Source organism: Pseudomonas sp. Ost2 (assembly GCF_018326065.1).
Taxonomy (GTDB): domain Bacteria; phylum Pseudomonadota; class Gammaproteobacteria; order Pseudomonadales; family Pseudomonadaceae; genus Aquipseudomonas; species Aquipseudomonas gingeri.
The window spans coordinates 4,459,624-4,481,822 of record NZ_AP021904.1 but is presented as its reverse complement, the minus strand read 5'-3'; the positions used below and the strand labels follow the sequence as shown (position 1 = coordinate 4,481,822).

Annotated in this window: 20 protein-coding genes; 10 read left to right on the top strand and 10 right to left on the bottom strand. The window is 62.7% G+C overall.

Features of this window, described 5'->3' with window-relative positions:
• Positions 1-69: 69 nt before the first annotated feature.
• Positions 70-1,902 (top strand): long-chain-acyl-CoA synthetase, encoded by a 1,833-nt coding sequence (locus KI243_RS19725; RefSeq protein ID WP_212809783.1) that lies wholly within the window; start codon positions 70-72, stop codon positions 1,900-1,902.
• A gap of 110 nt (positions 1,903-2,012) precedes the next feature.
• Here the strand turns inward: KI243_RS19725 and KI243_RS19720 are convergent, their stop codons facing one another.
• Both KI243_RS19720 and KI243_RS19715 read right to left on the bottom strand, forming a co-directional pair.
• The gene (locus KI243_RS19720; protein ID WP_177128961.1) at positions 2,013-3,161 is read right to left on the bottom strand and encodes a PatB family C-S lyase; all 1,149 of its coding nucleotides are present in this window, start codon (positions 3,159-3,161) and stop codon (positions 2,013-2,015) included.
• Between the two features lie 107 nt (positions 3,162-3,268).
• Positions 3,269-4,849 (bottom strand): sensor domain-containing diguanylate cyclase, encoded by a 1,581-nt coding sequence (locus KI243_RS19715; protein WP_177087784.1) that lies wholly within the window; start codon positions 4,847-4,849, stop codon positions 3,269-3,271.
• 182 nt (positions 4,850-5,031) lie between these two features.
• Here KI243_RS19715 and KI243_RS19710 point away from each other — a divergent pair, with 182 nt between their 5' ends.
• Positions 5,032-5,250, top strand: coding sequence for a hypothetical protein (locus KI243_RS19710; RefSeq protein WP_017124358.1), 219 nt, complete (start codon positions 5,032-5,034; stop codon positions 5,248-5,250).
• A 31-nt stretch (positions 5,251-5,281) separates the two neighbouring features.
• Here the strand turns inward: KI243_RS19710 and KI243_RS19705 are convergent, their stop codons facing one another.
• The gene (locus KI243_RS19705) at positions 5,282-6,130 is read right to left on the bottom strand and encodes a TylF/MycF/NovP-related O-methyltransferase (RefSeq protein WP_212809782.1); all 849 of its coding nucleotides are present in this window, start codon (positions 6,128-6,130) and stop codon (positions 5,282-5,284) included.
• A gap of 211 nt (positions 6,131-6,341) precedes the next feature.
• On the bottom strand, positions 6,342-7,967 hold the full coding sequence (locus KI243_RS19700; RefSeq protein ID WP_178990032.1) for an NADP-dependent glyceraldehyde-3-phosphate dehydrogenase: 1,626 nt from the start codon (positions 7,965-7,967) through the stop codon (positions 6,342-6,344).
• 177 nt (positions 7,968-8,144) lie between these two features.
• On the opposite strand from KI243_RS19700, the gene KI243_RS19695 reads away from it, so the two are divergent.
• From KI243_RS19695 to KI243_RS19685, 3 genes are all read left to right on the top strand, one after another.
• The gene (locus tag KI243_RS19695) at positions 8,145-8,774 is read left to right on the top strand and encodes a LysE family translocator (RefSeq protein WP_042934610.1); all 630 of its coding nucleotides are present in this window, start codon (positions 8,145-8,147) and stop codon (positions 8,772-8,774) included.
• Positions 8,775-8,936: 162 nt separating this feature from the next.
• Positions 8,937-10,040, top strand: a complete 1,104-nt coding sequence (locus KI243_RS19690; protein WP_212809781.1) for an aminotransferase class I/II-fold pyridoxal phosphate-dependent enzyme — start codon at positions 8,937-8,939, stop codon at positions 10,038-10,040.
• 151 nt (positions 10,041-10,191) lie between these two features.
• Positions 10,192-10,443 (top strand): DUF1652 domain-containing protein, encoded by a 252-nt coding sequence (locus KI243_RS19685; protein WP_017124362.1) that lies wholly within the window; start codon positions 10,192-10,194, stop codon positions 10,441-10,443.
• A gap of 21 nt (positions 10,444-10,464) precedes the next feature.
• Here the strand turns inward: KI243_RS19685 and KI243_RS19680 are convergent, their stop codons facing one another.
• The gene (locus KI243_RS19680) at positions 10,465-11,034 is read right to left on the bottom strand and encodes a methylated-DNA--[protein]-cysteine S-methyltransferase (RefSeq protein ID WP_212809780.1); all 570 of its coding nucleotides are present in this window, start codon (positions 11,032-11,034) and stop codon (positions 10,465-10,467) included.
• Positions 11,031-11,939: a bifunctional methylenetetrahydrofolate dehydrogenase/methenyltetrahydrofolate cyclohydrolase FolD gene (gene folD, locus KI243_RS19675; protein WP_212809779.1), complete on the bottom strand. Its 909-nt coding sequence runs from the start codon at positions 11,937-11,939 to the stop codon at positions 11,031-11,033. Before folD ends, KI243_RS19680 begins: the two co-directional genes overlap by 4 nt.
• A 264-nt stretch (positions 11,940-12,203) precedes the next feature.
• Here folD and KI243_RS32925 point away from each other — a divergent pair, with 264 nt between their 5' ends.
• Together KI243_RS32925 and KI243_RS19665 are read left to right on the top strand one after the other, a co-directional pair.
• Positions 12,204-14,531: an AAA family ATPase gene (locus KI243_RS32925; protein ID WP_244861751.1), complete on the top strand. Its 2,328-nt coding sequence runs from the start codon at positions 12,204-12,206 to the stop codon at positions 14,529-14,531.
• Positions 14,532-14,534: 3 nt separating this feature from the next.
• On the top strand, positions 14,535-15,554 hold the full coding sequence (locus KI243_RS19665; RefSeq protein ID WP_017124366.1) for an HNH endonuclease: 1,020 nt from the start codon (positions 14,535-14,537) through the stop codon (positions 15,552-15,554).
• A gap of 19 nt (positions 15,555-15,573) precedes the next feature.
• Here the strand turns inward: KI243_RS19665 and KI243_RS19660 are convergent, their stop codons facing one another.
• Complete coding sequence (locus tag KI243_RS19660) at positions 15,574-16,224, bottom strand: START domain-containing protein (protein ID WP_017124367.1); 651 nt, start codon at positions 16,222-16,224, stop codon at positions 15,574-15,576.
• Between the two features lie 66 nt (positions 16,225-16,290).
• Positions 16,291-17,235, bottom strand: a complete 945-nt coding sequence (locus KI243_RS19655; RefSeq protein WP_017124368.1) for a LysR family transcriptional regulator — start codon at positions 17,233-17,235, stop codon at positions 16,291-16,293.
• A gap of 110 nt (positions 17,236-17,345) precedes the next feature.
• Here KI243_RS19655 and KI243_RS19650 point away from each other — a divergent pair, with 110 nt between their 5' ends.
• Positions 17,346-18,329, top strand: coding sequence for an aldo/keto reductase (locus KI243_RS19650; protein ID WP_212809778.1), 984 nt, complete (start codon positions 17,346-17,348; stop codon positions 18,327-18,329).
• A 205-nt stretch (positions 18,330-18,534) separates the two neighbouring features.
• Here KI243_RS19650 and KI243_RS19645 read toward each other — a convergent pair whose 3' ends face one another.
• Positions 18,535-19,311, bottom strand: a complete 777-nt coding sequence (locus tag KI243_RS19645; RefSeq protein ID WP_017125162.1) for a glucose 1-dehydrogenase — start codon at positions 19,309-19,311, stop codon at positions 18,535-18,537.
• A gap of 136 nt (positions 19,312-19,447) precedes the next feature.
• Here KI243_RS19645 and KI243_RS19640 point away from each other — a divergent pair, with 136 nt between their 5' ends.
• Complete coding sequence (locus KI243_RS19640; protein WP_177087800.1) at positions 19,448-20,371, top strand: LysR family transcriptional regulator; 924 nt, start codon at positions 19,448-19,450, stop codon at positions 20,369-20,371.
• A gap of 45 nt (positions 20,372-20,416) precedes the next feature.
• On the opposite strand, the gene KI243_RS19635 is transcribed toward KI243_RS19640, so the two are convergent.
• Positions 20,417-20,692, bottom strand: a complete 276-nt coding sequence (locus KI243_RS19635; protein WP_083875303.1) for a hypothetical protein — start codon at positions 20,690-20,692, stop codon at positions 20,417-20,419.
• Between the two features lie 250 nt (positions 20,693-20,942).
• Here KI243_RS19635 and KI243_RS19630 point away from each other — a divergent pair, with 250 nt between their 5' ends.
• Positions 20,943-22,199 carry a 3-phosphoshikimate 1-carboxyvinyltransferase gene (locus KI243_RS19630; RefSeq protein ID WP_017125164.1) on the top strand — a complete coding sequence of 419 codons (1,257 nt, stop codon included), beginning with the start codon at positions 20,943-20,945 and terminating at the stop codon, positions 22,197-22,199.

Here is a 22,199-nt window from a genome sequence, read left to right as displayed (position 1 = left end):
CATGGCGGGTAGGCAAAGGAAAGGACCGGTTGGCCCGGTATCCAGTGGGCCAACCCATTAGGAGGTGCCATGAGCAGCAACAGCGATATGATTACCTGGGGCATGATGATGCGCAAGATTCCCACCATTACCCGGGCGATTCCCCGGCTGGTGAAGGGCGTCAAGGTGTCCAAGCCCAAGGCCGATCAACCCTGCGGCCTGGCCTGGTCGTTCGAGCAGGCGGTGCAGCGCAACCCCGATGGCGTGGCCTTGCTCTACAAGGACAGCCGGTTCAGCTACCGGCAGGTCAACCAGTGGGCCAATCGCATTACCCACTACCTGCTGGCACGTGGCCTGAAAAAGGGCGACGTGGTCGGCATTTTCATCGAGAACCGCCCCGAGCTGCTGGTGAGCGTACTGGCGGTGAGCAAGGCCGGCGGGATCTGCGCCATGCTCAATACGTCGCAAACCAACAACGTGCTGATCCATAGCCTGAACCTGGTCAAGCCGACCGCGATCATCGTCGGTGAGGAGCTGGTCGCGGCCTACGATGGCGTACGCGACCAGGTCGCCATCGACGCGTCGAGCTGTTACTTCCTCGCCGACGCCGATACCACCCGCGACCCGGGCCAGGCGCCCGCGGGTTATGTCAACCTGGCGCGGGTCAGCGAAGAGCATCCGGTCATCAATCCGATCACCAGCCAGCAGATCTACGCCGACGATGCCTGCTTCTACATCTATACCTCGGGCACCACCGGACTGCCCAAGGCCGGGGTGTTCAAGCACGGGCGCTGGATGCGGGTCTACGGCAGCTTCGGCCTGATCGCCCTGGATATGCAGCCCGACGACATCATCTACTGCACCTTGCCGCTCTACCACGCCACCGGCCTGTGCGTGAGCTGGGGCTCAGCCCTGGCCGGCGCATCGGGCTTCGCCATCCGCCGCAAGTTCAGCGCCAGTCATTTCTGGGAAGATGCACGGCGGTTCAAGGCCACCACGCTCTGTTACGTCGGCGAACTGTGCCGCTACCTGGTCGACCGGCCGGCGGCCGCTGACGATGCCGACAACCCGGTGGTGAAGATGATCGGCAATGGCCTGCGTCCTGGCGTCTGGACCGAGTTCAAGGCGCGTTTCGCCATCGACCGGGTCTGCGAGCTGTATGCCGCGAGTGACGGCAATATCGGCTTTTCCAACATCCTCAACTTCGACAACACCATCGGTTTTGCCCTCAACGAATGGTCGCTGGTGGAGTACGACCACGATACCGGCGAGCCGCGTCGTGGCCCGGACGGTTTCATGCTGAAGGTCGGCAAGGGCGGGCAGGGCCTGCTGTTGGCCAAGATCGACGACAAGGCACCGTTCGACGGCTATACCGACCCGGAAAAGAACAAGAAGGTGGTCTTGCATGATGTGTTCGAGGTGGGCGATCGCTATTTCAATACCGGCGACCTGATCCGCGATATCGGTTTCGGCCATGCCCAGTTTGTCGATCGCCTGGGGGATACCTATCGCTGGAAAGGTGAAAACGTTTCTACCACCGAGGTCGAGAACATCCTGGTGTTGCACCCGCATATCAGCGAGGCCGTGGCCTACGGCGTGGAGATCAGGAACACCAACGGCCGTGCCGGCATGGTCGCGATCACCCCGGCGGTGCCCCAGGAGCAGCTGGATCTGGACGACCTGCTGCAGTTCGCCCGCAGCCAGATGCCGTTCTATGCGGTGCCGCTGTTTCTGCGGGTCAAGTCCTGCATGGAAACCACGGGTACCTTCAAGTACCAGAAGACCCGGTTGAAGAACGAAGCGTTCGACCCGGGCCAGGTCGGGGAAGATCCGGTCTACGCCTGGTTACCGGGTTCGGAAACCTATGTGCCGGTCACCGACGAGGTGTTGCAGGCGATTCATGGGGGGCAGTTCCGCTACTAGCCTGATGATCGTTGCCACGCCATCGTAGATCGTTCCCACGCTCCGCGTGGGAATGCCTCAACGGACGCTCTGCGTCCGCTCCTGTGACGCGGAGCGTGGGAACGAACGGCTCAGCGCTGGCGCAGGCTGTCTTCCATGCGCCGGATGCCTTCTTCCAGCAGCGCTCTGGGGCAACCGAAGTTCAGGCGGACGAACTGCCGGGCATCGTCGGCGAACTCGATGCCCGCGCTCAAGCCGACCTTGGCCTGCTCCAGGAAGAAGGTGTACGGATCCTCCAGGCCCAATGCCGTGCAATCCAGCCACGCCAGGTAGGTGCCCTGGGCCGGCTGCATGACCACCCCCGGCAAGCGGGTCTGCACGGCGTGTTGCAGGTAGTCGCGGTTGGCCTGCAGGTATTTGACCAGTTCCTCGAGCCACGGTCCGCATTCGGTGTAGGCGGTCAGCGTGGCTTCCAGGCCGAGGGTGTTGACACTGTCGACCATGCCTCCGCGGGCGGCGTTGAAGCGCTCGCGGACCGTGGCGTCCTGAATGATCGCGTAGGCGGTTTTCAACCCGGCGATGTTGTAGGCCTTGCTCGCCGACATCAGGGTGATGGTGTTCCGGGCGATCTGCGGGCTCAGCGAGGCGATCGGTACATGCCGGCGGCCGTCGAAACAGAGGTCGCCGTGGATTTCGTCGGAGACGATCAGCGCGCCCTGTTCCAGGCAGATATCGGCGATCTGTTGCAGTTCTTCCCGGGGAAAGACCTTGCCCAGCGGGTTGTGCGGGTTGCTCAGCAGCAGCGCGCCGCCGCCCTGCAAGGCGCTGTGCAGGGCGGCGAACGGGGTGATGTAGTCGCCATGGGCATCGCGATCGAACGCCAGCTCGATTTTCGGCAGGTTCCAGTGGCCCGGGGCCAGGCGCAGCGGGCGGTAGTTGGGGGTCTGCACCACGACATTCTGGCCCGGTTGCACAAAGGCGCGCAGGGCCATGTTGAAACCCGGTTCGACACCGGGCAGGAAAATCAGCTCCTGGGGCTGCACGCGCCAGGCGTACTTGGCCCAGAGGTCGGCGACGATGGCCTGGCGCAGGGCATCCTGGGCCACGCTGTAACCCAGTTGCGGGTGTTCAAGACGCTGGTGCAAGGCCTGGGTGATCGCGTTCGCGACCGGCAGGTCCATGTCTGCCACCCACATGGGCAGGACATCGGCCGGGTAACGGCTCCACTTGGTGCTGCCGGTGTTGCGGCGGTCGAGTAGCGTGTCGAAATTGAAGGTCATGCTGGTTGCACATCTCGAAAGAAATCCCCGAAGTCGTCGGGGGTTCAGGGTCTGGAAAGGCGGGTAAAGGCCGGTGGGCCCGTGGTGCGTCGTCCGGGGTGTCCAGTCTATCCGTTCGCGTCGTTCGGCGGCATTCCCGGAGCGACCGATTCCACCCGGTTGCGGCCGTTGCCCTTGGCCCGGTACAGGGCCCGGTCCGCTTCCTTGAGGGCCAGGGCGATGCTCTGGCGGTCCCGGGGCCAGTCGGTGACGCCGAGGGACACGGTGACCGGGATGCCGTTCGGGCTTTCGGTGTAGGCCATGGCCGCGCGCAACCGCTCGGCCACCTGGACGGCCTGGGCCAGGGGCGTGCCGGGCAGCAGCATCATGAACTCTTCACCGCCCTGGCGGCAGAGCACGTCGCTTTCCCGGGAATGGCGGCGCATCTGCTGGGCCAGGTGTTGCAGCACCAGGTCGCCGGCACTGTGCCCGTAGCTGTCGTTGACCTGCTTGAAGTGGTCGATATCCAGGGCCAGCACCGCGAACGGCTGGCGGCGGCTTTCCCAATCCTCGAGGATCAATTGCAGGCCGCGCCGGTTGGTCAGGCCGGTCAGCGGGTCGGTGACGTTTTCCTGGTTCAGCCGGCCGAGTTGCTGGTGCAGCGACAGCAGGGCCTTCTGCATGGCGTTTTTCAACTGGGCCGCCTCGTAGTACCAGGCCTTCACCTTGCTCACCGATTGCGCGGCCGTCGAGGAACCCCAGTACTGGGTGGAGTTGGCCAGTTGCCAGAGCGGCCGGGTGATCAGCGTCGAAACCCACCAGATCCCCAGCAGCGACAGCAGCAGCAACGGCACGGCGTAGCCGGCGACCTCCAGCATCAGCCGTTTCAGGCCCTCCAGGGTGATATCGGTGGGTCGTTGGCTGATCACCCCCCAACCGATCCGCGGCACAGGGGCGTAACCGGTGAGCATGTCGATGCCCTGGGAGTTGGTCAGGCGCAGGCTGCCGGTCTCGCCGGCGATCACCGCGTCGATCGCCGGATTGCCCTTGATCACGTCGCCGACCCGTGCGGGGTCCTGGTGATAGATCAGCCGGCCCTGGGTGTCGACCACGTAGAGGTAGGAACCGTCACGGTAATAATGCTCGCCCAGCAGCGAGTGCAGGATATTCGGTTCGTTGAGGTAGATCCCGGCGCCCAGGTAGCCCAGGTAATTGCCATCGCCATCGAAGATCGGATGGGAGATCTGGATCATCAGATGGTTGTTGGCGCCGATATAGGGCCTGGAAATATAGGGCTGGCGCAAGGCGCTGGCCTGGCGGAAGCCTTCGCTGGTGGAGAAGGCCCCGGTCAGGTTCATCGACAGCGGCGAGGAGGCGATGATCTTGCCATCGGCACGGATCACGATCACCGAGTTGAAACTGCCGGTCTGGCGACGCAGCCGGTGAACTTCCTGCCACAGCTGTTCCGGCTGGTTCCAGAGATCGGTGATCAGGCCCGCGCTGAAGGCCAGTTGCTGCTGGGTCGACTTGAGAAAGTTTTCCGTGGAACTGGCCAGTTTCAGGGCGTAGATCCGGTTGGCTTCCAGGGTCTGCGCCATCAGGAAGTTGCGCTGGGTCTGGTAGCTGGCGAAGAACAGGTTGCCGGCGGTCAGGGTGACGACGGAAAGCGACAGCAACAGGATCAATCGGCGGAGGTCGATACGTGGCATAGGGTTCTTATGAAGATAGGCGGGAGCGGTGGCCGAATGACCCTGGGTGCAATGATAGATCAGGGCAGGCACAGAAAATGAGTGGGTATTGTCTTCATCGGCAAAAAAACTTTATTCATGACGAACGTTTTTCCCGAATCGCCCCCTAATGTCCTGATTACTGGCCTAAAAAGGACAGCGGTATGACACTTTTCCTGATCATCGCCCTGGAGTTCGGTGCCATAGGGATCGCCATCTGGGCACTGGGACATTTCGACCGCCAGCCGGGCAGGCGCTGGGCAACGCGCCAGGCGAGCGTCAGCTGGAGCTACGGGCCGGAGAGGGAAGGCTCCCTCGAACTGTTCGGGGAAGCCATCCTGGTGCTGTCGCTGATGTTGCTGGCTGTGTACCTGTGCATCTGACGCGGGCGAGGTCCGCGTTGGCGCGAGGTTTCTAGGGCTTGATCAGCAGGCCCTGGCCCGTAGGCAGGCTGGCGATGGACAGATCCATTTTGGCTGCCCACTTGTCCATGCCTTCCTTCTGCGGTTGATAACCATAGTAGGCATAGTCATCCAGCAGAATGAATGCACCCGAGACCAGGCGATCCCACAGGAACTCGATCGCTGCCACTTCGGGGATGGTGCTGTTCAGGTCGATATGCAGGAAAGCAATCTTGGTCGAGTCGATTGCCGACAGGGTTTCAGGAATGCTGCCAGGGATGATTTTCGTATTGTGCCATTCAGAGAAGTTCTTCTTCACCGCGTCCAGGTTTGATGTATACACCCCCGACTCGACGAGCTCCGCACTCTTTTTGGCGACTCCCCCCGTTCTTTCTTCCTCCGATAAAAAGCGCTCATCGATTCCGGAGAATGTGTCCAGGAGATAAAACATCCTGTCCGTGTTGTTCCAGTCCAGGTCATACATGATGGCTGAACTAAGGAAACCATAATTGACGCCGCACTCGACAAAGTCACCGACATACTTTGCAGCCGACCGTGCGGCCCAGAGTCCCATGTAGACCCTCCAGTACCATTTGTAATCGGTGCCAGCGGCAGCAACGCCCCGGCCATAGGCAGCCATGAACCTGTCATCGACCATGAAGTCATGATTGTGAATCGAAAGCAGGCCATCATAACTATAGTTTCCATTGGCCTTGGCATATAAGGCCCTTGATCCCTTATACGCACGGCCTTCTTTTTTTCCATAGTGTAGAAAGTGTTGCACCGGATCCATTCCGGAAACCCTTACATCATCATGCAGCTCAAGATATTTCTCAGGAGAAAAGTCGACAGGGAGTGTCATTGCTGTTCAAAGTCCATTTGATGATAGGGCAGTGTGGTTAGTATTAAAATCATGGACATGGCATCGTCGCGATGCATGGCCAGATGCCATATGCCACACGTGTCCCTTGAGTACAACGCCCAGGATGACGCACTCGGCGTCAGGCGGTAGTCCATCCCTGGCCTGCCGGCTCGCCGAGTTTCAATAAATATGTTTCAAAAGTTTACATAGGTTAGAAAATGTAATCGGTGGTCAGGAAGCTCGACTCGCGATTGCGGATGATGTCGCTGATCAGTGCCTTGTTGTTCTCCTGGAACTTGGTCGCCACCAGCGTGCGGATCGAGAACACCCGCAAGGCGTCATGGACCGAGAGAGTGCCTTCGGCGGAGTTCTTGCGTCCGTTGAACGGGTAGGTGTCCGGGCCACGCTGGCACTGGGCATTGATATTGATCCGGCCGACCTGGTTGGCGAAAGTGTCCACCAGGCGCCCGACCTGGGTCGAATCGGTGCCGAAGAGGCTCAACTGCTGGCCGAAATCCGACTCCAGCACGTAGTCGATGACGGTTTCCAGGTCGCGGTAGGGCACGATCGGTACCACCGGTCCGAACTGTTCCTCCTGGTACACGCGCATCTGCGCATTCACCGGGTACAGCACCGCTGGGTAGAAAAACGAGGCGCGGGTCTGGCCTCCACCGGGGTTGACCACCGTTGCGCCCTTACCCAGGGCATCGGCCACCAGGCCGTTGAGGTAGTCGACCTTGCTCGCTTCCGGCAACGGCGTCAGCGACACGCCGTTTTCCCACGGCATGCCGGGAAGCAGGCTCTGCACCTTGCGGTTGAACTTCTCGATAAAACGGTCGACCACCGCCTCGTGCACGAAGAGGATCTTCAGCGCGGTGCAGCGCTGGCCGTTGAACGACAGCGAACCGGTCACACATTCGTTGACCGCGTTGTCCAGGTCCACTTCCGGCAGCACGATCCCCGGATTCTTCGCGTCGAGGCCGAGGGCCGCGCGCAGGCGGTGGGGCTTGGGATGCAGTTTCTTCAGGTCGCTGGCGGCCTTGTTGGTGCCGATAAAGGCGAAGATATCGATCTTGCCGCTGGCCATCAGGGCACTGACGGTTTCCCGGCCGCTGCCATAGATCACGTTGATCACCCCGGCCGGGAAGCTGTCGCGGAAGGCTTCCAGCAGCGGACGGATCAACAGCACGCCGAGCTTGGCCGGCTTGAACACCACGGTGTTGCCCATGATCAGCGCCGGGATCAGGGTGGTGAAGGTTTCGTTCAGGGGATAGTTGTAGGGACCCATGCACAGCGCCACGCCCATGGGTACGCGGCGGATCTGGCCGAGGGTGTCCTGCTCCAGCTCGAAGCGGCTGGAGCGTCGGTCGAGTTCCTTGAGGGCATTGATGGTGTCGACGATGTAGTCGCAGGTGCGGTCGAATTCCTTTTCGGAATCCTTGAGGTTCTTGCCGATCTCCCACATCAGCAGCTTGACCACCGCCTCGCGCTGTTCGCGCATGCGTCGCAGGAAGGCTTCGACATGCTGGATGCGTTCGGCCACGCGCATCGTCGGCCATTCGCCCTGGCCGCGGTCATAGGCGCGGACCGCGGCGTCGAGGGCGGTGAGGGCGGTGTCGGCATCGAGCAGCGGCGTGCTGCCGAGGATCACTTGTTCATCGCCGTTGGCGGTGCTCAGGTACACCGGGCTGCGGACCTGCGCCAGCGGGCCGTCCCAGCTGCGCAAGGTACCGTTGACTAGGTATTCGCGTTGCTCCAGCTGGCCTTCGAAGCGGTATTTTTCCGGAATATCCGCGGCGGCGGGAAACAGTGAATCGAGCAGCTTCTGGTCGGTCATGAGGCTATCACCCTGTCTGGTGGGAAACACGCTGAAACGCTTCAGTGCTGATCCTTGTTTTATCACGAAACAGCTTAGCCCCGTCCAGTGCAAACGACAGGATGCCGTACCCGCGGTTGATGGGCATCGGTGCAGGCCGCAGAATGGCGGCTGTTTTTCACTTTCAAGGCGACCTTCATGACGCTGACAACCCTGCTGCTGTTCCTGATCAGTTCGGCGGCGATCATCGCCATGCCTGGCCCGACGGTGTTGCTGGCCTTGCACAACGGTTCCAACCACGGCGTGCGGGCCGCGGCCTGGGGCATGGGTGGGGCGGTGCTCGCCGATGCGCTGCTGGTGACGGCCGTGGCCTGTGGCCTGGGGATCCTGCTGCAGGCCAGCGAGACGCTGTTCCAGGCGGTGAAATGGCTGGGTGCGGCTTATCTGGTCTGGCTCGGCTGGAAAATGCTGCGCTCGACCGGTTCCCTCGACGAGCTGCCGGCGGTGGATACGGCGAAGCGTTCTTCCGCGCTGTTCGTGCGCTGTTTCGTGGTGGCGCTGACCAACCCCAAGGCGCTGCTGTTCATGTCGGCGTTCCTGCCGCAGTTCATCGACAGCAGCCAACCGCAACTGCCGCAATATGCGGCTCTGGCGGCGGTGCTGACCCTGCTCAATGTCAGCATCATGCTGTTCTACGCACTCTGCGGTGCACGGCTGTTGAGTCGTTTGCAGGGCGGGCACCTGCGGGTGTTCAACCGGGTGACCGGTGGCTTGCTGATGACCCTGGGCGCGGTACTGGCGTTTTATCGGCGCGGTACGGCGTCCTGACGAGGACCTGGGCGCCAGCGCGTTTGTTGATCGCTTTCTGTAGGTTTTTTGGTACACGATTGCTGCTAAATCGTACTTTTTTCGCTTCGTCTCCCTTGGTAACAGTTTTTCACAAATGGCCTGAACGCCATCGGGTCCAACTGATCAAGGGAGAGCTTTTTCATGGTTGATATCACGCGTCGTTCGATGGTCGGGTTGATGGCGGCATTGCCATTGCTGGGTGGGGCCGGACGGGCGTTTTCAGAGGCGCGGCCCTCTGGAGCGAAGGCTTCCAGTGAGGTCTGTCTCAACTTCAACGAAAGTCCCTGGGGCCCCGCGGACGCCGCACGACGGGCGATGGAGCAGGGTATCGCCCTGTCTGGGCGTTATCCCTACCCGTTTCAATATCAGTTGATGGCACTGCTGGCCCGGCAACTGGGCGTCGCCGAGGAAAACATCGGTATCTATGCCGGTTCCAAGGTTGCCTTGCAGCAGGCGGTGCTGGCGTTTACCGGTCCGCGCAGCCTGGTCATGGCGACACCGTCCTACGAGGCGCCACGCCTGGCCGCCGAGGCCCATCGCGCGCCCGTGCATGAGGTGCCGCTCGATGCCGGACATGCCCACGATATTGACCGGATGCTCTCGGTGGACCCGCAGTCCGGGGCGATCTATATCTGCAACCCGAACAATCCGACCGGGACGCTCACGCCCATGGCGCAGATCGAACGCCTGTTGAAGGACAAGCCCGCCGGCGCCCTGGTGGTGGTGGACGAGGCGTACATTCACTATTGCGATGCGCCCAGCTGTGTCGCGCTGGTCAAGGAACACCCGGACCTGCTGGTACTGCGCACGTTCTCCAAGATCTACGGCATGGCGGGGGCACGTCTCGGGTTTGCCGTCGGGCAACCGGCGCTGCTGGAAACGCTGAATGTGCTCGGCGAGCAGAATGTGGCCGCTACATCGTCATTGATGGGGGCTATCGCCAGCCTGGAAGATCGTTCCTTGTTGGCCGAGCGCAAGCGCACCAACGCACGTATTCGTGATGAAAGCGTGGGGTGGTTCCGCGAGCGGGGCTTCGATTGCACGGCGGCCCAGGGCAATTTCTTCATGGTCAATCTGCGTCGTCCGGCCGATGTCGTTGCCCAGGGGCTGGCCCAACGAGGCGTGCGGGTCGGACGAATCTGGAATGACTGGCCGAACTGGCTGCGTATTACCGTGGGTAATGACGATGACATGCTGCGCCTGCGCAGGGCGTTCGCCGCGGTGGCGCTGCCGGCGAAACAGTGAACCGGCTCGGACCTTGTGACGGGGTTCACATTCTTTCAATCCGGCGCAGGCATGACGTGGCCCAAAGTCGTCAGGGGCCATGCAGGTTGCCGCGGCTGGTCTACTCTGAATCGGCAAGAACGGCCTGAAGCCTCCCTCAAGGACGACTGTGATGTTTCCAGTAGACAAGCTGTGCCAGACCATCGAATCCGGTTTTCTGCCGCTGTCCTGCACCTGCACGGTCAACGGCGGCGGCGCGCTGATGATCAAGATCTTCGATCCGGTTTCCGGGCGCGTGGACCTGCAGCTCAATGGTGTCTCCACCAGCAGTTTCACCAGTGTCCGTTCGGTGGCCAACTTTATCGGTGAGCTGCGCACCGAGATGAAGGCCGGGCGCCGGGCCTTTGCCGGTAGCGTGATCTAGGCACCCCCGGCATCGATCGCTTCAGAACGGCAGTTCCAGATTCGGACTCTGTGCCTTGGCACGGGGTTTCCTTGTCGTTGCCGAGCGGTTTTTCCGGGCGTTCGCCCACTGACAACCTTCCAGTTCCAGCAACAAGGCCTTGGCCTCCAGCCCGCCGGCAAAGCCGGTGAGTTCGCCCGATGCGCCGATCACCCGGTGGCAGGGCGCGACAATCGAGATCGGGTTCTTGCCGTTGGCCGCCCCGACCGCCCGCACCGCCTTGAGCGTGCTGCCGATCTGCAGGGCGATTTCGCTGTAGGTCCGGGTTTCACCGAAGGGAATGGTCAGCAGGGCCTGCCAGACCTTTTTCTGGAACTCGGTGCCGCTGAAGTCCAGCTCCAGCTCGAAGTGGTTGCGGGTCCCGGCAAAGTACTCCGCCAGTTGCCGGGCGGTGCGTATCAGCACCGGCTTTTCCGGGTCGAGGGTCATGTCGCCCAGGCGCACGCGATTCGGCTTGTCGTCTTCCCAGAGGATCGCGGCGAGCCGTTCGCCCCTGGCGACCAGCTTCAACTGACCGACAGGCGAGGGCATCAGCAGGTAGGTGTAGTTCATGGCTGAACCGGTGCCTCGCCGAGCAGTTGCCGGCCACGTTGCAGGTGTGTGGCAATCACGGTGTTCTTCAGCAGATAGGCGATGGTCATCGGCCCGACACCGCCGGGCACCGGAGTGATGGCACTGGCCACGGTACGGGCGCTGGCGTAATCGACATCGCCCACCAGGCGTGGCCCGGACTCGGTCTCGATACGGTTGATGCCGACATCGATGACCACCGCGCCGGGCTTGAGCCAGCCGGCATCGATCAGGTGCGGGCGGCCGACGGCGGCGACCACGATATCGGCCAGGCGACACAGTGCCGGGGCGTCGACGCTGCGCGAGTGGACTACGCTGACCGAGCAGTGGGCCTGCAGCAACAAGGTCGCCATCGGCTTGCCGACGATGTTCGACCGGCCGATGACCACCGCGTGCAGGCCACTCAGGTCGCCGCAGGTATCCTGCAACAGGCGCATGCAGCCGCTGGGCGTGCAGGGTGTCAGCACTTCGGCGCCCTGGACCAGCCCGCCGACGTTTTCCCGGTGAAAACCGTCGACGTCCTTGATCGGGTCGATGGCGTGAATCACCGCCTGTTCCTCGATATGCGCCGGCAATGGCAGTTGCACCAGGATGCCGTTCACCAGGGGGTCGATATTCAGTTCGCCGATCAGTTTCAGCACTTCGGCCTGGGTGGTGGTGGCCGGCAGGCGATATTCGAGCGAGCGGATACCGGCCTCTTCGGCCCGCAGCAGCTTGTTGCGCACGTAGACATGACTGGCCGGATCCTCGCCGACCAGCAGCACCGCCAGGGCCGGGACAACGGCCTGCAACGCCAGGGCCGCGACATCCGCCCGGACTTCTTCGAGCACCCGGGCGGCAATGGCCTTGCCGTCGATATCGCGGGCGAGGGGAAGGGAACTGCTCATTGAATACGTCACCGTCATCTGGATAAACAGGAGATCGATCAGGGACTTGAAGGCGTGCTCAAGCCGCTGGGCAGGGGCGGGAATATAGCATCTGCGCTCCGGCGCCCAGTGTGACATAGCGCAACACATCCGGGGGCTTGTACCTGACGGCAAGCGAAGGAATCAGCGACGAAAAACGGCTCCACTTTTTGCGGCAGGCCCTATAAAGTCCCTGCTTTTTCAGGGAAGCCGCAGGGTATTCCCGGATCGTCAGGGAGATGAGTCGTGCAGCGATTTGACCGCAGCTTTGTGCCGGTGCCGGAGGTTTTTCAAGGCCCGGATTTTGCCCCGGCGCGGCACCAGCTCAGGGAGTTTTTTCTCGCCAGCCCTGAAAAGCGCGCGCAGACCCGCCTGCCCGATAGCTTCGACAACTTCAACGAAACGTCGATCCTGCTCGGCCTGCAGCGGCTGTTTCACGGTAAATGCGCCTTCTGCGAGAGTGCCGGGCAAACCGAGCCGTATCAATTTCGCCCACCGTCCAACGCAGCACCCAGCAAAGGCCAGGATTCCGCCCACCTGTATTACGCCTGGCTGCGCCATGCTTGGGAGAATATCTATCCGATATGCGCAGCCTGCGTGCCTGACCAACCGCGTTTCTTCCCGGTCAAGGGCAAGCGCGCGCCTTTGCCCGACAAGCAGCAACTGCTGCGTTATGAGCAGGAAAACCTCGGGCTGTGGCGTGATCATCCACCCAAGGAGAAAAACCTGCTGCTGGACCCTTGCGTTGACCATGATTTCGCCAGGCATTTCGATATTGACCTCTCCTCGGGGGAACTGGTCGGACTCAGTGCCGAAGGGCTACTGACCGCCCAGCATTTCAATCTCAACCGCTCGGCGCTGTGCGCGCAGAGAGGAACGGCTCTTCATCGCTACATGAGGACGCTGATCGACAGCACCTTCGAGCAACTCATGAAGGATGATTCGCTGGCACATCCCGGTTATCTGGCCATTTTCGACTTTTCTGGAATGGAGTTTGGCGGTATCTGGTACCTGCTGTGCCGCCGACTCGTCGCGGCCCTGACGCTTTCGGGGGAAAAGCCTCTTCCGGTGTCGCGGCTCAAGATCGCCGAGAGCCTCATGGTTCTGGCCCGTGACAAGCATTTCAGTCAACGTCTCACCCGGCTGCGGGCCTGGTATACCGATGCAAGTCTCAAAAGCGTCAGGTCCGATAGCGAGTCGTTCACGGGGGCCTCGGAGCGCTTCCCCTCGTTGCTTTCGATCCAGCTCAATCATTTCAAGGGCATTGAACAGCTCAGCCTGAACCTGCCGGTTCCCGGGCATTCACAGGGTTTTTCAGGTACAGCCCCACCTTTGCAGCCGGCATTGCTGATTCTCGGCGAAAACGCCGCCGGGAAAAGTTCGCTGCTGGAGGCCACCGCCCTGGCACTGTGTACGGACAAGGCCAGGGCGGCGTTGCAACTGGATGTCAGCGCGCTACCGCTGAATCCGGAATTGATGGGCGCCGCGTCGTTGCCCCAGGCGGCCTCGGCCAGTGTGACCCTCACCTTCGAGCAGGGCGTGCGCAGGACGCTGACCATTGCCGACGGCGTCTACTCGGTCGAAGGCCCGAGCCAACTGCCGCCGGTCTTCGCCTACGGTGCCTTTCGCCAGTACCAGAAGGGCGTGCGGCGCTTCAGCGCGGCCAAGTCGATCATCAACCTGTTCCAGTCGGATGTGTTGCTGTCCAACCCCGAGAAGTGGTTGCTGAGCCTCAAGGAACCGGATTTCAAGATGGTGGTACGGGCCCTGCGGGACGTGCTGTCGATCGAAGGCGAGTTTGACGTGATGGTGCGCGACCAGGAGCGCCAGCGCTGCCTGATCGTGACCACGACCGCGGGCTGCCAGACGCGCCATGAGACGCCCCTGAGCCTGGCATCGTCGGGTTATCGGTCGATCCTGGCGATGGTCTGCGACATCATGCAGGGCCTGATGAACAGGCAGGTCAACCCGTTCTTCGACACCTTGGCCACGGCCCAGGCCATCGTGCTGATCGACGAGGTCGAGGCGCACCTGCATCCACGCTGGAAGATCCAGATCATGCGTGCCTTGCGCAGCGCGTTGCCCAAGGTCACTTTTATCGCCACCACCCACGACCCGCTGTGCCTGCGCGGCATGCAGGCCCATGAGGTGATCGTCATGCACCGGGTCGCCCGTGATTGCGATCCCCAGACCCAGTTGCCGGTCATGGTCGAGCAACTGGTCGAATTGCCCGATGTCAGCCAGTTGACCATCGAACAACTGCTGACCTCGGACTTTTTCAGCCTGACCTCTACCGACCAGCCGGGCACCGAACGCGAACTGGCGCGGTTTGCCGATATCCTCGCCGCGCGCGAGCGGAATGACCCCTTGAACGAGGCGCAACTCAAGGCCTGGGCGCGCTTCGAGCGGGATATCAGCGATGCCTTGCCGGTGGGTTCCACCGAAGTGCAACGGCTGGTGCAGGAGGCGGTGGTGGAGTACCTGAAGAACCGTCGGCAGGCGTCGAGCGCCAGGCTGGGTGAGCTGCGCAGCGCCTCCAGGCAACGTATCCTGGATATTCTGGAGTCGCTCTGAACCATGCGTGCCGTTATCCGCAAGACCGCCAAGCTGCCCGATGCCCTGTCCGGAACCGACTCGGCTGCCGCCCGTGAACTGGGCAAGTTGCAAGCTTACTTCCGCGCCCCAACGGGCAGCCCGCCGGCATTTGCGGTCTACAAGTCCGACAGTGTGAAAAAGCAGCTCGATGAGCTGTTCCATGGCAAGTGCGCCTACTGCGAAAGCTTCTTTGCCTCCACGGCGCCGGTGGATGTCGAGCATTACCGGCCCAAGGGCGCGGTGTCCGAGGAGAGCGGTCATCCGGGTTACTGGTGGCTGGCCATGGACTGGGACAACCTGCTGCCCAGTTGCATCGATTGCAACCGCAAGCGCAAGCAGGTCACGCCCAAACTGTCGGCCAAGCTGCAGACCCTGCTGGATCATCGCCAGGGTTTCAGTGACGCGAGTGTGGTACTGACGGGGAAGAAGGACAGCTTTCCGATCCTCGGCCAGCGGGCGATGGCCGAAGGCTCCGACCTGGTCGCCGAGTACCCGCTGTTGCTTGACCCTTGTCGGGACAACCCGGACGAACACCTCAGGTTTCATATCGACCGCGAGAACCTGATCGGCCTGGTCTTGCCCAGGCCGCATCCGGGCAGCGACCTGCCGTCGCTCACCGGCACGGCCATCGATAGCCTGGTCCGGGAAGCACGGGAGACGGGACTGAGCCTCAAGGGCACGGTGTCGATCCATGTCTACGGCTTGAATCGGCTCGGCCTGGTGCAGGAGCGCACGCGCTTGCTGCGGCAACTGGAGTTCCTGGAGATGCTGGCGCTGGAAATGGGCCTGATGGCCCAGGAGCTCGACCCTGATCCGGATGTACCGATCATCGATCCGCAGGACCAGGCCCGCCGGGATCGCGATGAGCGTATCGCCAAGCGCCTGCGTTTCCTGCAGGACCAGATACTCGGCGAGATGAAGGCCATGGCGCGGCCCGAAGCGCCTTACTCGGCCATGGTCCGGGCATGGATCGAAGGGTTCAAGCAGCGCCTGGGCCACTGACCCCTTCGCTTACCGGCGGTCAGGGTGCGGTCGTTCCGGCATCCGCCGCCGCCGGGCGGATCCCTTGTCGTTCCGCCACCGCCCGCAGGGTCTTGAGGCTGATCATTGGCGCATCGACGACAAACCGGTTGGCCAGCCAGGAAGGAATGTCTCCCGCCGGCTCGGCCTGCAACTGGTAGGTCACGCGGGTTTCATTTTCGCTCCTGGGCAGCATCTTCCAGGTGCCTGTCAGCTGGCGCACACGGATGAATCCCGGCACCACGGGGGTGTAGTCGGGCGCCGCGTCGAGGTGGCGGATCAGGCTGCCGTCGTCGTTGCGCTCGGTGTGCACATGCAACACCATGTCCCGCGGGCTGGCCGGCCAGGGCAGGTCCGTGGTCAGGTAGACCCACGTGTCGTCGCCATCGTTTTTCAGCAGGCGCATATCGGCGCAGGCATACAGCCACTTGCAGGCGACCCGGAGGTTTTCCTGCAGGTCGCTGAGGGTGGAGACATCGGCCTTGATATCGACCTCGCCACGAAAGCTCTGGTAATGCGAACCGGGTGCCTTGCTGAGGAAGACCTGGATACCGTCTTCCTCGTGGGCCAGTTTCCAGTCGTCGGCCGCCGCCACGGCTACCGTGTTCAGGCAGGCCGCTGCCAGGGCGATCACAGCTAACAAGCTCTTCATTCGAGTCTCCAGGACCGCACGGTGGAATGTCCGCGCCTACCGAGAGCTAACACGCTAGCACGGGGATTATTCGGTGACTCTCGAAAGTGTCGGCTCGATCAGTTGCGAGCCCAGGTTCTGCAGGCGAATCATGTCCATCAACTGGCGCAGCCCCGGTTGTGACTGGCGCTGGCTGGAGTAGTACATGTACAGCGGCGCGCCGGTACAAGACCAGTGTGGCATCACTTCGCAAAGGCGACCGTCGTGCAGTTCCGCACTGACCCGGCGTTCCAGGCAGTAGGCGATGCCGATGCCGGCGAGGGCGGCGTCGATCGAGGCCTGGGTGTCGGACGCGGTAAGCATGCCGGGCACCTCGATGCGGATCTGGCGCTCGCCGTTGCCCAGTTCCCATCTATAGGCGGTGTTGTTGCCCAGGCGCATCTTGATGCACGAATGCCGCAGCAGCTCGTCCGGCGTCTCGGGGGCCGGATGGCGGGCCAGGTAGGCGGGGGACGCGACCATCACCCAGCGCAGTTCGCCGGTCAGGGGCACCGCGATCATGTCCTGGGGCACTGTCGCGCCGTAGCGGATACCGGCGTCATAGCCTTCGGCGACGATATCCACCAGGCGGTCCTCGACCATCAGGTCCAGGTGCAACTGCGGATAGGCCTCCATGAACGGGCCGAGCACCGGGCTGATCAGCAGCTTGGCCGCGTCGCGAGGGACGTTCAGGCGCAGGCGCCCGATCGGGGCGTGGCGATACAGGTCCAGCTCGTCGAGGGCACCTTGGATGGTCTCGAAACCCTGCGCCAGTTTCTGCGCCAGCAGGGCTCCGGCGTCGGTCGGTTCCACCGAGCGGCTGTTGCGGTTGAGTAGCTTGACTCCCAGACGGGTTTCCAGATTGCGCATGGTGTGGCTCAGCGCGGAGGTGGTGACCCCCAGTTCATGGGCTGCCTGGCGAAAGCTGCGGCGACGGATGATCGCCATGAAGACATTGAGGTCCGCCAGTTCGGAGCGGTTGAATCCGGCCATCTCGAGGATTTTCCAGGGCAAGTCGGGTTAACGGGGTGTTGAGCCCTATTCAACCATGGATGACCTAGAGTAACTGACCTTTCTTCCCTTCGACTCAGACAGAGGTTTTCATGAGCATCGAACACATCAGCATTGCCGGTATCGACAAGCTGGTTTCGCGCATCGCCCTGGGCACCTGGTCCATGGGCGGCTGGATGTGGGGTGGCGCCGACGACACCGTGTCCATCCAGACCATTCGCCACGCCCTCGACAGCGGCATCAACCTGATCGATACCGCGCCGGTCTATGGCAAGGGGCATTCCGAGCTTCTGATCGGCAAGGCGTTGGCGGGTGTGCGGCACCAGGCCGTGATCGCCACCAAGGCCGGCTTGCAGTGGGACGATGGATCGGTGCGACGCAACGCCACGGCCAGACGGATTCGCCATGAGGTCGAAGACTCGCTGCGTCGCCTGGACACCGACTATATCGACTTGTACCAGATCCACTGGCCCGATCCGCTGGTGGCTCAGGAGGAAACCGCCGGAGAACTGGAAAAGCTCCGTCAGGAAGGCAAGATCCTTGCGGTCGGCGTCAGCAACTATTCGCCGGCGCAGATGGATGAGTTCCGCGAGTACACCGCCCTGGCCAGCGTGCAGCCGCCCTATAACCTGTTCGAGCGGGCGATCGACAGCGATATCCTGCCGTATGCCAGGCAGCATGAAATGGTCGTGCTGGCCTACGGTTCGTTGTGCCGGGGGCTGTTGACGGGCTCGATGAGTCCGTCGACGGCATTCGGCAGTGACGACATCCGTGGCGCCGATCCGAAATTCCGTGCTCCGCGCTTCGAACAGTACCTGGCCGCCGTGGCGGCGCTGGATCTGTTCGCCCGCGAGCGGTACGACAAATCGGTGCTGGCCCTGGCCCTGCGCTGGGTACTCGACCAGGGCCCGATCATCGCCCTGTGGGGCGCCCGCAAGCCGGAGCAACTGAAGGGCTTTGAAGAGGCATTCGGCTGGAGCCTGTCGGCCGATGACCTGAAGCAGATCGACCAGATCCTGCTCAACACCATCAAGGACCCGGTAGGCCCCGAGTTCATGGCGCCGGGCACGCGCTGAGGACAGTTGCGCGTTGCCTGTGCCGGCCTCTTCGTGGGCAAGCCCACTCCCACAGTTTTTGTGTCCTGCGCAATTGCTGTAGGCGCGCGCGTTGCCTAAGCCCACTCCCACAGTTTTTGTGCCCTGCGCAATTACCGTGGGAGCGGGCTTGCCCGCGAAAGGGCCCTTGAGTTCACCGAAGATCTCGCTGGCACGCCAAGGTCGGTCAGGCCACCGAGTACCCTCCGTCGGCCAGCAGCGCATGGCCGGAGATATAGGTGGAGTCCTCGGAGCCGAGGAATGCCACCACCGTGGCCATTTCCTCGGCGGTGCCGAAACGACCTGCTGGCGTAGCGGCGGCGAAAGCCTGCTGGGCCTCCACCGACGGCCAGATCCCGCGATGATGGAGCGGCGTCTCGATCAGCCCCGGACACAGGGCGTTGACTCGTACTCCATGCTTGAACCATTCGATGGACGCGGTCCTGGTCATGCCGACCACCGCGTGCTTGGTGGCGATGTACAGCGAAGCATTTTCAAAGCCGATCACGCCGCCCATGGAGGCGTTGTTGATGATGCTGCCAAAGCCCTGTTCAAGCATGACCCGGGCTTCGTACTTCATGCAGTTGAAGACGCCCCGCACATTGGGCTCGAAGACCAGGTCGAAGCGTTCCCCATCCTGCTCTAGCAAGGGCGCGAAGACACCTTCGGTGCCGGCATTGTTGAAAGCGATATCCAGGCGGCCATAGGTGTCCACGGCAAAGCGGACCATCGCCTCGATATCTGCTTCCCGGGTCACGTCGACAATGATCGATTCGGCCATGCCGCCGTGGGCGCGGATGATCTTCACCACTTCGTCCAGCTCGCCCTGGCGGCGGGCCGCGGCGATGACCCGGGCACCCCGTCGTGCCAGGACAATGGCGGCGGCCCGGCCGATGCCGGAACTGGCACCGGTGATCAGGGCGACTTTGCCTTCGAGTTGAAGCGGGTTGTGTGCAGTGCTCATGGCTTTCTCCGACAGTGGAAACAAGGTGTGGAGAAAGCCTACGGCTTCGAGCCCCTGGCGATAATCGGGGTAATTGTTGTTCGGCTATGAACCAGAGGTTCATAATGGATCCCTGATCCAGGGGAGATACCGCGCCGTGAATCCATCGAGTCATCCCGCCAGCGGGGTTCACCTGCCGGGCCTGATCGCCTTTGAAGCCGTTGCCCGGCACCTGAGCTTTTCCAGGGCCGCCGCCGAGTTGCAGGTGTCGCCCACGGCGATGTCCAAGACGATCAACCAACTGGAACGGCGCCTGTCCATGCGCCTGTTCAACCGCACCACCCGCAGCGTGCAGTTGACCGAGGCGGGCCAGCAGTTGCTGCAATCCCTGGCGCCGGCGCTGGAGCAGATCCGCGGGGCGGTGCTGAGCATTGCCGAGGCCACCGGCAAACCCTCCGGGCTGTTGCGGATCAACACTTCCCATGTCGGTTACGGGCGGGTGATCGAGCCCTATTTGCCGGCCTTTCTCGAGCAGTACCCGCAGATCATCGTCGATGTCGCCCTCGACAACGGTTTCAGCGATATCGTCGGCGCGGGGTTTGATGTCGGGCTGCGCCTGGGCCATGCGTTGCACAACGACATGATCGCGGTCCCGGTGGGCGGCCCGCAGCAACTGATCGTCGTGGGAGCACCCGCGTACCTGCAACGCTTCGGTACACCGGCAGCGCTGGTCGATCTGTTGCAGCACCGTTGTATCCGCCAGCGACTGGTGAGCAGCTCGCGCCTGCTGGACTGGGATTTCAGCGTCGAGGGCCGGCACACGCGGATCGAGGTCAATGGCGGGCTGATCGTCGATGAGATGCAGGCGGCGTTGTCCGCCGCACTGCGTGGCCATGGGCTGGCCTATGTCTTCGCGTCCCTGGCGGCCGGGCCGATAGCGGCTGGAGCACTGGTGCCGCTGTTCGAGCGCTGTTCGCCGGACAGCGAGATCTTTCATCTGTATTACCCCAATCGGGCACAGATGCCGGGCAAGTTGCGGGCCTTTATCGACTTTATCCAGGCGGCGAACCGGGCGACCTGAATATTGCCCGGCGGCGACAATGCTTGTAGAACGCTTGCGGCTTGTTTATCGGCAACTGGCCACTGTCACTTTGCAGGTCGCTGGCGTGCCGCCTGATTCCGCCGCGTAGCGCCGGCAGTTGCTCAGGGATTTTACGCTGGCCGAGCCGATGCTCGCCCCCCAGGCGAGTCCGCCGACCCCGACCGTTGGCACGGCCTTGGCGTAGCATGGGTCCCCGTTGACCGGGGTTTGCGGGCGCTTGCCGGAGCAGCCGGCGATTATCGAAACAACGACGGTCAGCAGGAGCAAGGGCAGGAGGCTTCGCGGGAGGTGGTTGGTCATGGCAGGTTCGATATCGAGGAGTGGGGCCCATCCATTGTCTCCCCTTATCAGGGAAGCGCAAGGCCTGCTTGAACGGATCGGCCTGTAGCCAGCGCATTGCCAGGGCCGCCGTCACTCGTGCCGCGCATGCACGGGGTCGCGCCAGATGACGGAAACGGATGATCCACGGGGCGCATTAATGGCATCATGGCGGACTGTCGAGGCGCGCGAACCTGTGCGCTTATCTTTCGAGCCTGGAGAGTTGATTAAAATGGCTGTGCAGCAAACCGTCACCGTGATCCCGCCGAATGCGTCCCTGAACGGAAAGGTGACGCCGCCCGGCTCCAAGTCGATCACCAACCGGGCTCTGCTGCTCGCGGCCCTGGCCAAGGGCACCAGCCGTCTGTCCGGCGCGCTGAAAAGCGATGACACGCGACACATGTCCAATGCCCTGCGGCAAATGGGCGTAACCATCAGCGAGCCGGACGACACGACGTTCGTGGTCACCGGCAGCGGCCAGTTGCAGGTCCCCGAGCAGCCCCTGTTCCTCGGCAATGCCGGGACCGCGGTGCGTTTCCTGACCGCCGCGGTGGGTACCGTCAATGGCACCGTGGTGCTGGACGGCGACCACTACATGCAGAAACGCCCGATCGGCCCGCTGCTCGACGCCCTGCGTCGCGGTGGCCTGGATGTCGAGAGTGCCACCGGTTGCCCACCGGTGACCGTCCGTGGCACCGGCCGGGTCCAGGCGCGCCGGTTCGAGATCGACGGTGGCCTGTCGAGCCAGTACGTGTCGGCATTGCTGATGCTGGCGGCCTGTGGCCAGGAGCCCGTGGAAGTCGCGCTGACCGGCAAGGATATCGGCGCTCGCGGTTATGTCGACCTGACCATCGCCTGCATGCGGGCCTTCGGGGCCCAGGTGGAAGTCCTCGACGAGACCCTGTGGCGTGTCTCGGCCACCGGCTACACCGCCTGTGATTATCAGGTCGAGCCGGACGCATCGGCGGCGACCTACCTGTGGGCGGCCGAGGCGCTGACCGCGGGACGGATCGACCTGGGCGTGGCGGGCGAGGACTTCACCCAGCCGGATGCCAAGGCCCTGGAAGTGATCCAGCAGTTCCCGAACATGCCGGCGGTGATCAACGGCTCGCAGATGCAGGATGCGATTCCGACCCTGGCGGTGCTGGCGGCGTTCAACCGCACGCCGGTACGTTTTGTCGAGCTGGCGAACCTGCGGGTCAAGGAGTGCGATCGGGTCCAGGCGTTGTTCGACGGCCTGAACGAAATCCGTTCCGGGCTGGCGGCGGTGGAGGGCGACGATTTGCTGGTGGCTGCCGATCCGGCGCTGGCGGGCACGACCTGCAACGCGTTGATCGATACCCACTCCGACCACCGCATTGCCATGTGCTTTGCCCTGGCGGGCCTGAAGGTCGCCGGTATTCGTATCCAGGATCCGGACTGTGTCGCCAAGACCTACCCGGACTACTGGAAGGCCCTGGCGTCGCTGGGCGTGCAATACGCTTCCTGA

Excerpts from the sequence above, each read along its gene's own strand:
- KI243_RS19725 (WP_212809783.1), top strand. The coding sequence starts at position 70 with ATGAGCAGCAACAGCGATATGATTACCTGGGGCATGATGATGCGCAAG.
- KI243_RS19720 (WP_177128961.1), bottom strand. The coding sequence starts at position 3,161 with ATGACCTTCAATTTCGACACGCTACTCGACCGCCGCAACACCGGCAGC.
- KI243_RS19715 (WP_177087784.1), bottom strand. The coding sequence starts at position 4,849 with ATGCCACGTATCGACCTCCGCCGATTGATCCTGTTGCTGTCGCTTTCC.
- KI243_RS19710 (WP_017124358.1), top strand. The coding sequence starts at position 5,032 with ATGACACTTTTCCTGATCATCGCCCTGGAGTTCGGTGCCATAGGGATC.
- KI243_RS19705 (WP_212809782.1), bottom strand. The coding sequence starts at position 6,130 with ATGACACTCCCTGTCGACTTTTCTCCTGAGAAATATCTTGAGCTGCAT.
- KI243_RS19700 (WP_178990032.1), bottom strand. The coding sequence starts at position 7,967 with ATGACCGACCAGAAGCTGCTCGATTCACTGTTTCCCGCCGCCGCGGAT.
- KI243_RS19695 (WP_042934610.1), top strand. The coding sequence starts at position 8,145 with ATGACGCTGACAACCCTGCTGCTGTTCCTGATCAGTTCGGCGGCGATC.
- KI243_RS19690 (WP_212809781.1), top strand. The coding sequence starts at position 8,937 with ATGGTTGATATCACGCGTCGTTCGATGGTCGGGTTGATGGCGGCATTG.
- KI243_RS19685 (WP_017124362.1), top strand. The coding sequence starts at position 10,192 with ATGTTTCCAGTAGACAAGCTGTGCCAGACCATCGAATCCGGTTTTCTG.
- KI243_RS19680 (WP_212809780.1), bottom strand. The coding sequence starts at position 11,034 with ATGAACTACACCTACCTGCTGATGCCCTCGCCTGTCGGTCAGTTGAAG.
- folD (WP_212809779.1), bottom strand. The coding sequence starts at position 11,939 with ATGAGCAGTTCCCTTCCCCTCGCCCGCGATATCGACGGCAAGGCCATT.
- KI243_RS19665 (WP_017124366.1), top strand. The coding sequence starts at position 14,535 with ATGCGTGCCGTTATCCGCAAGACCGCCAAGCTGCCCGATGCCCTGTCC.
- KI243_RS19660 (WP_017124367.1), bottom strand. The coding sequence starts at position 16,224 with ATGAAGAGCTTGTTAGCTGTGATCGCCCTGGCAGCGGCCTGCCTGAAC.
- KI243_RS19655 (WP_017124368.1), bottom strand. The coding sequence starts at position 17,235 with ATGGCCGGATTCAACCGCTCCGAACTGGCGGACCTCAATGTCTTCATG.
- KI243_RS19650 (WP_212809778.1), top strand. The coding sequence starts at position 17,346 with ATGAGCATCGAACACATCAGCATTGCCGGTATCGACAAGCTGGTTTCG.
- KI243_RS19645 (WP_017125162.1), bottom strand. The coding sequence starts at position 19,311 with ATGAGCACTGCACACAACCCGCTTCAACTCGAAGGCAAAGTCGCCCTG.
- KI243_RS19635 (WP_083875303.1), bottom strand. The coding sequence starts at position 20,692 with ATGACCAACCACCTCCCGCGAAGCCTCCTGCCCTTGCTCCTGCTGACC.
- KI243_RS19630 (WP_017125164.1), top strand. The coding sequence starts at position 20,943 with ATGGCTGTGCAGCAAACCGTCACCGTGATCCCGCCGAATGCGTCCCTG.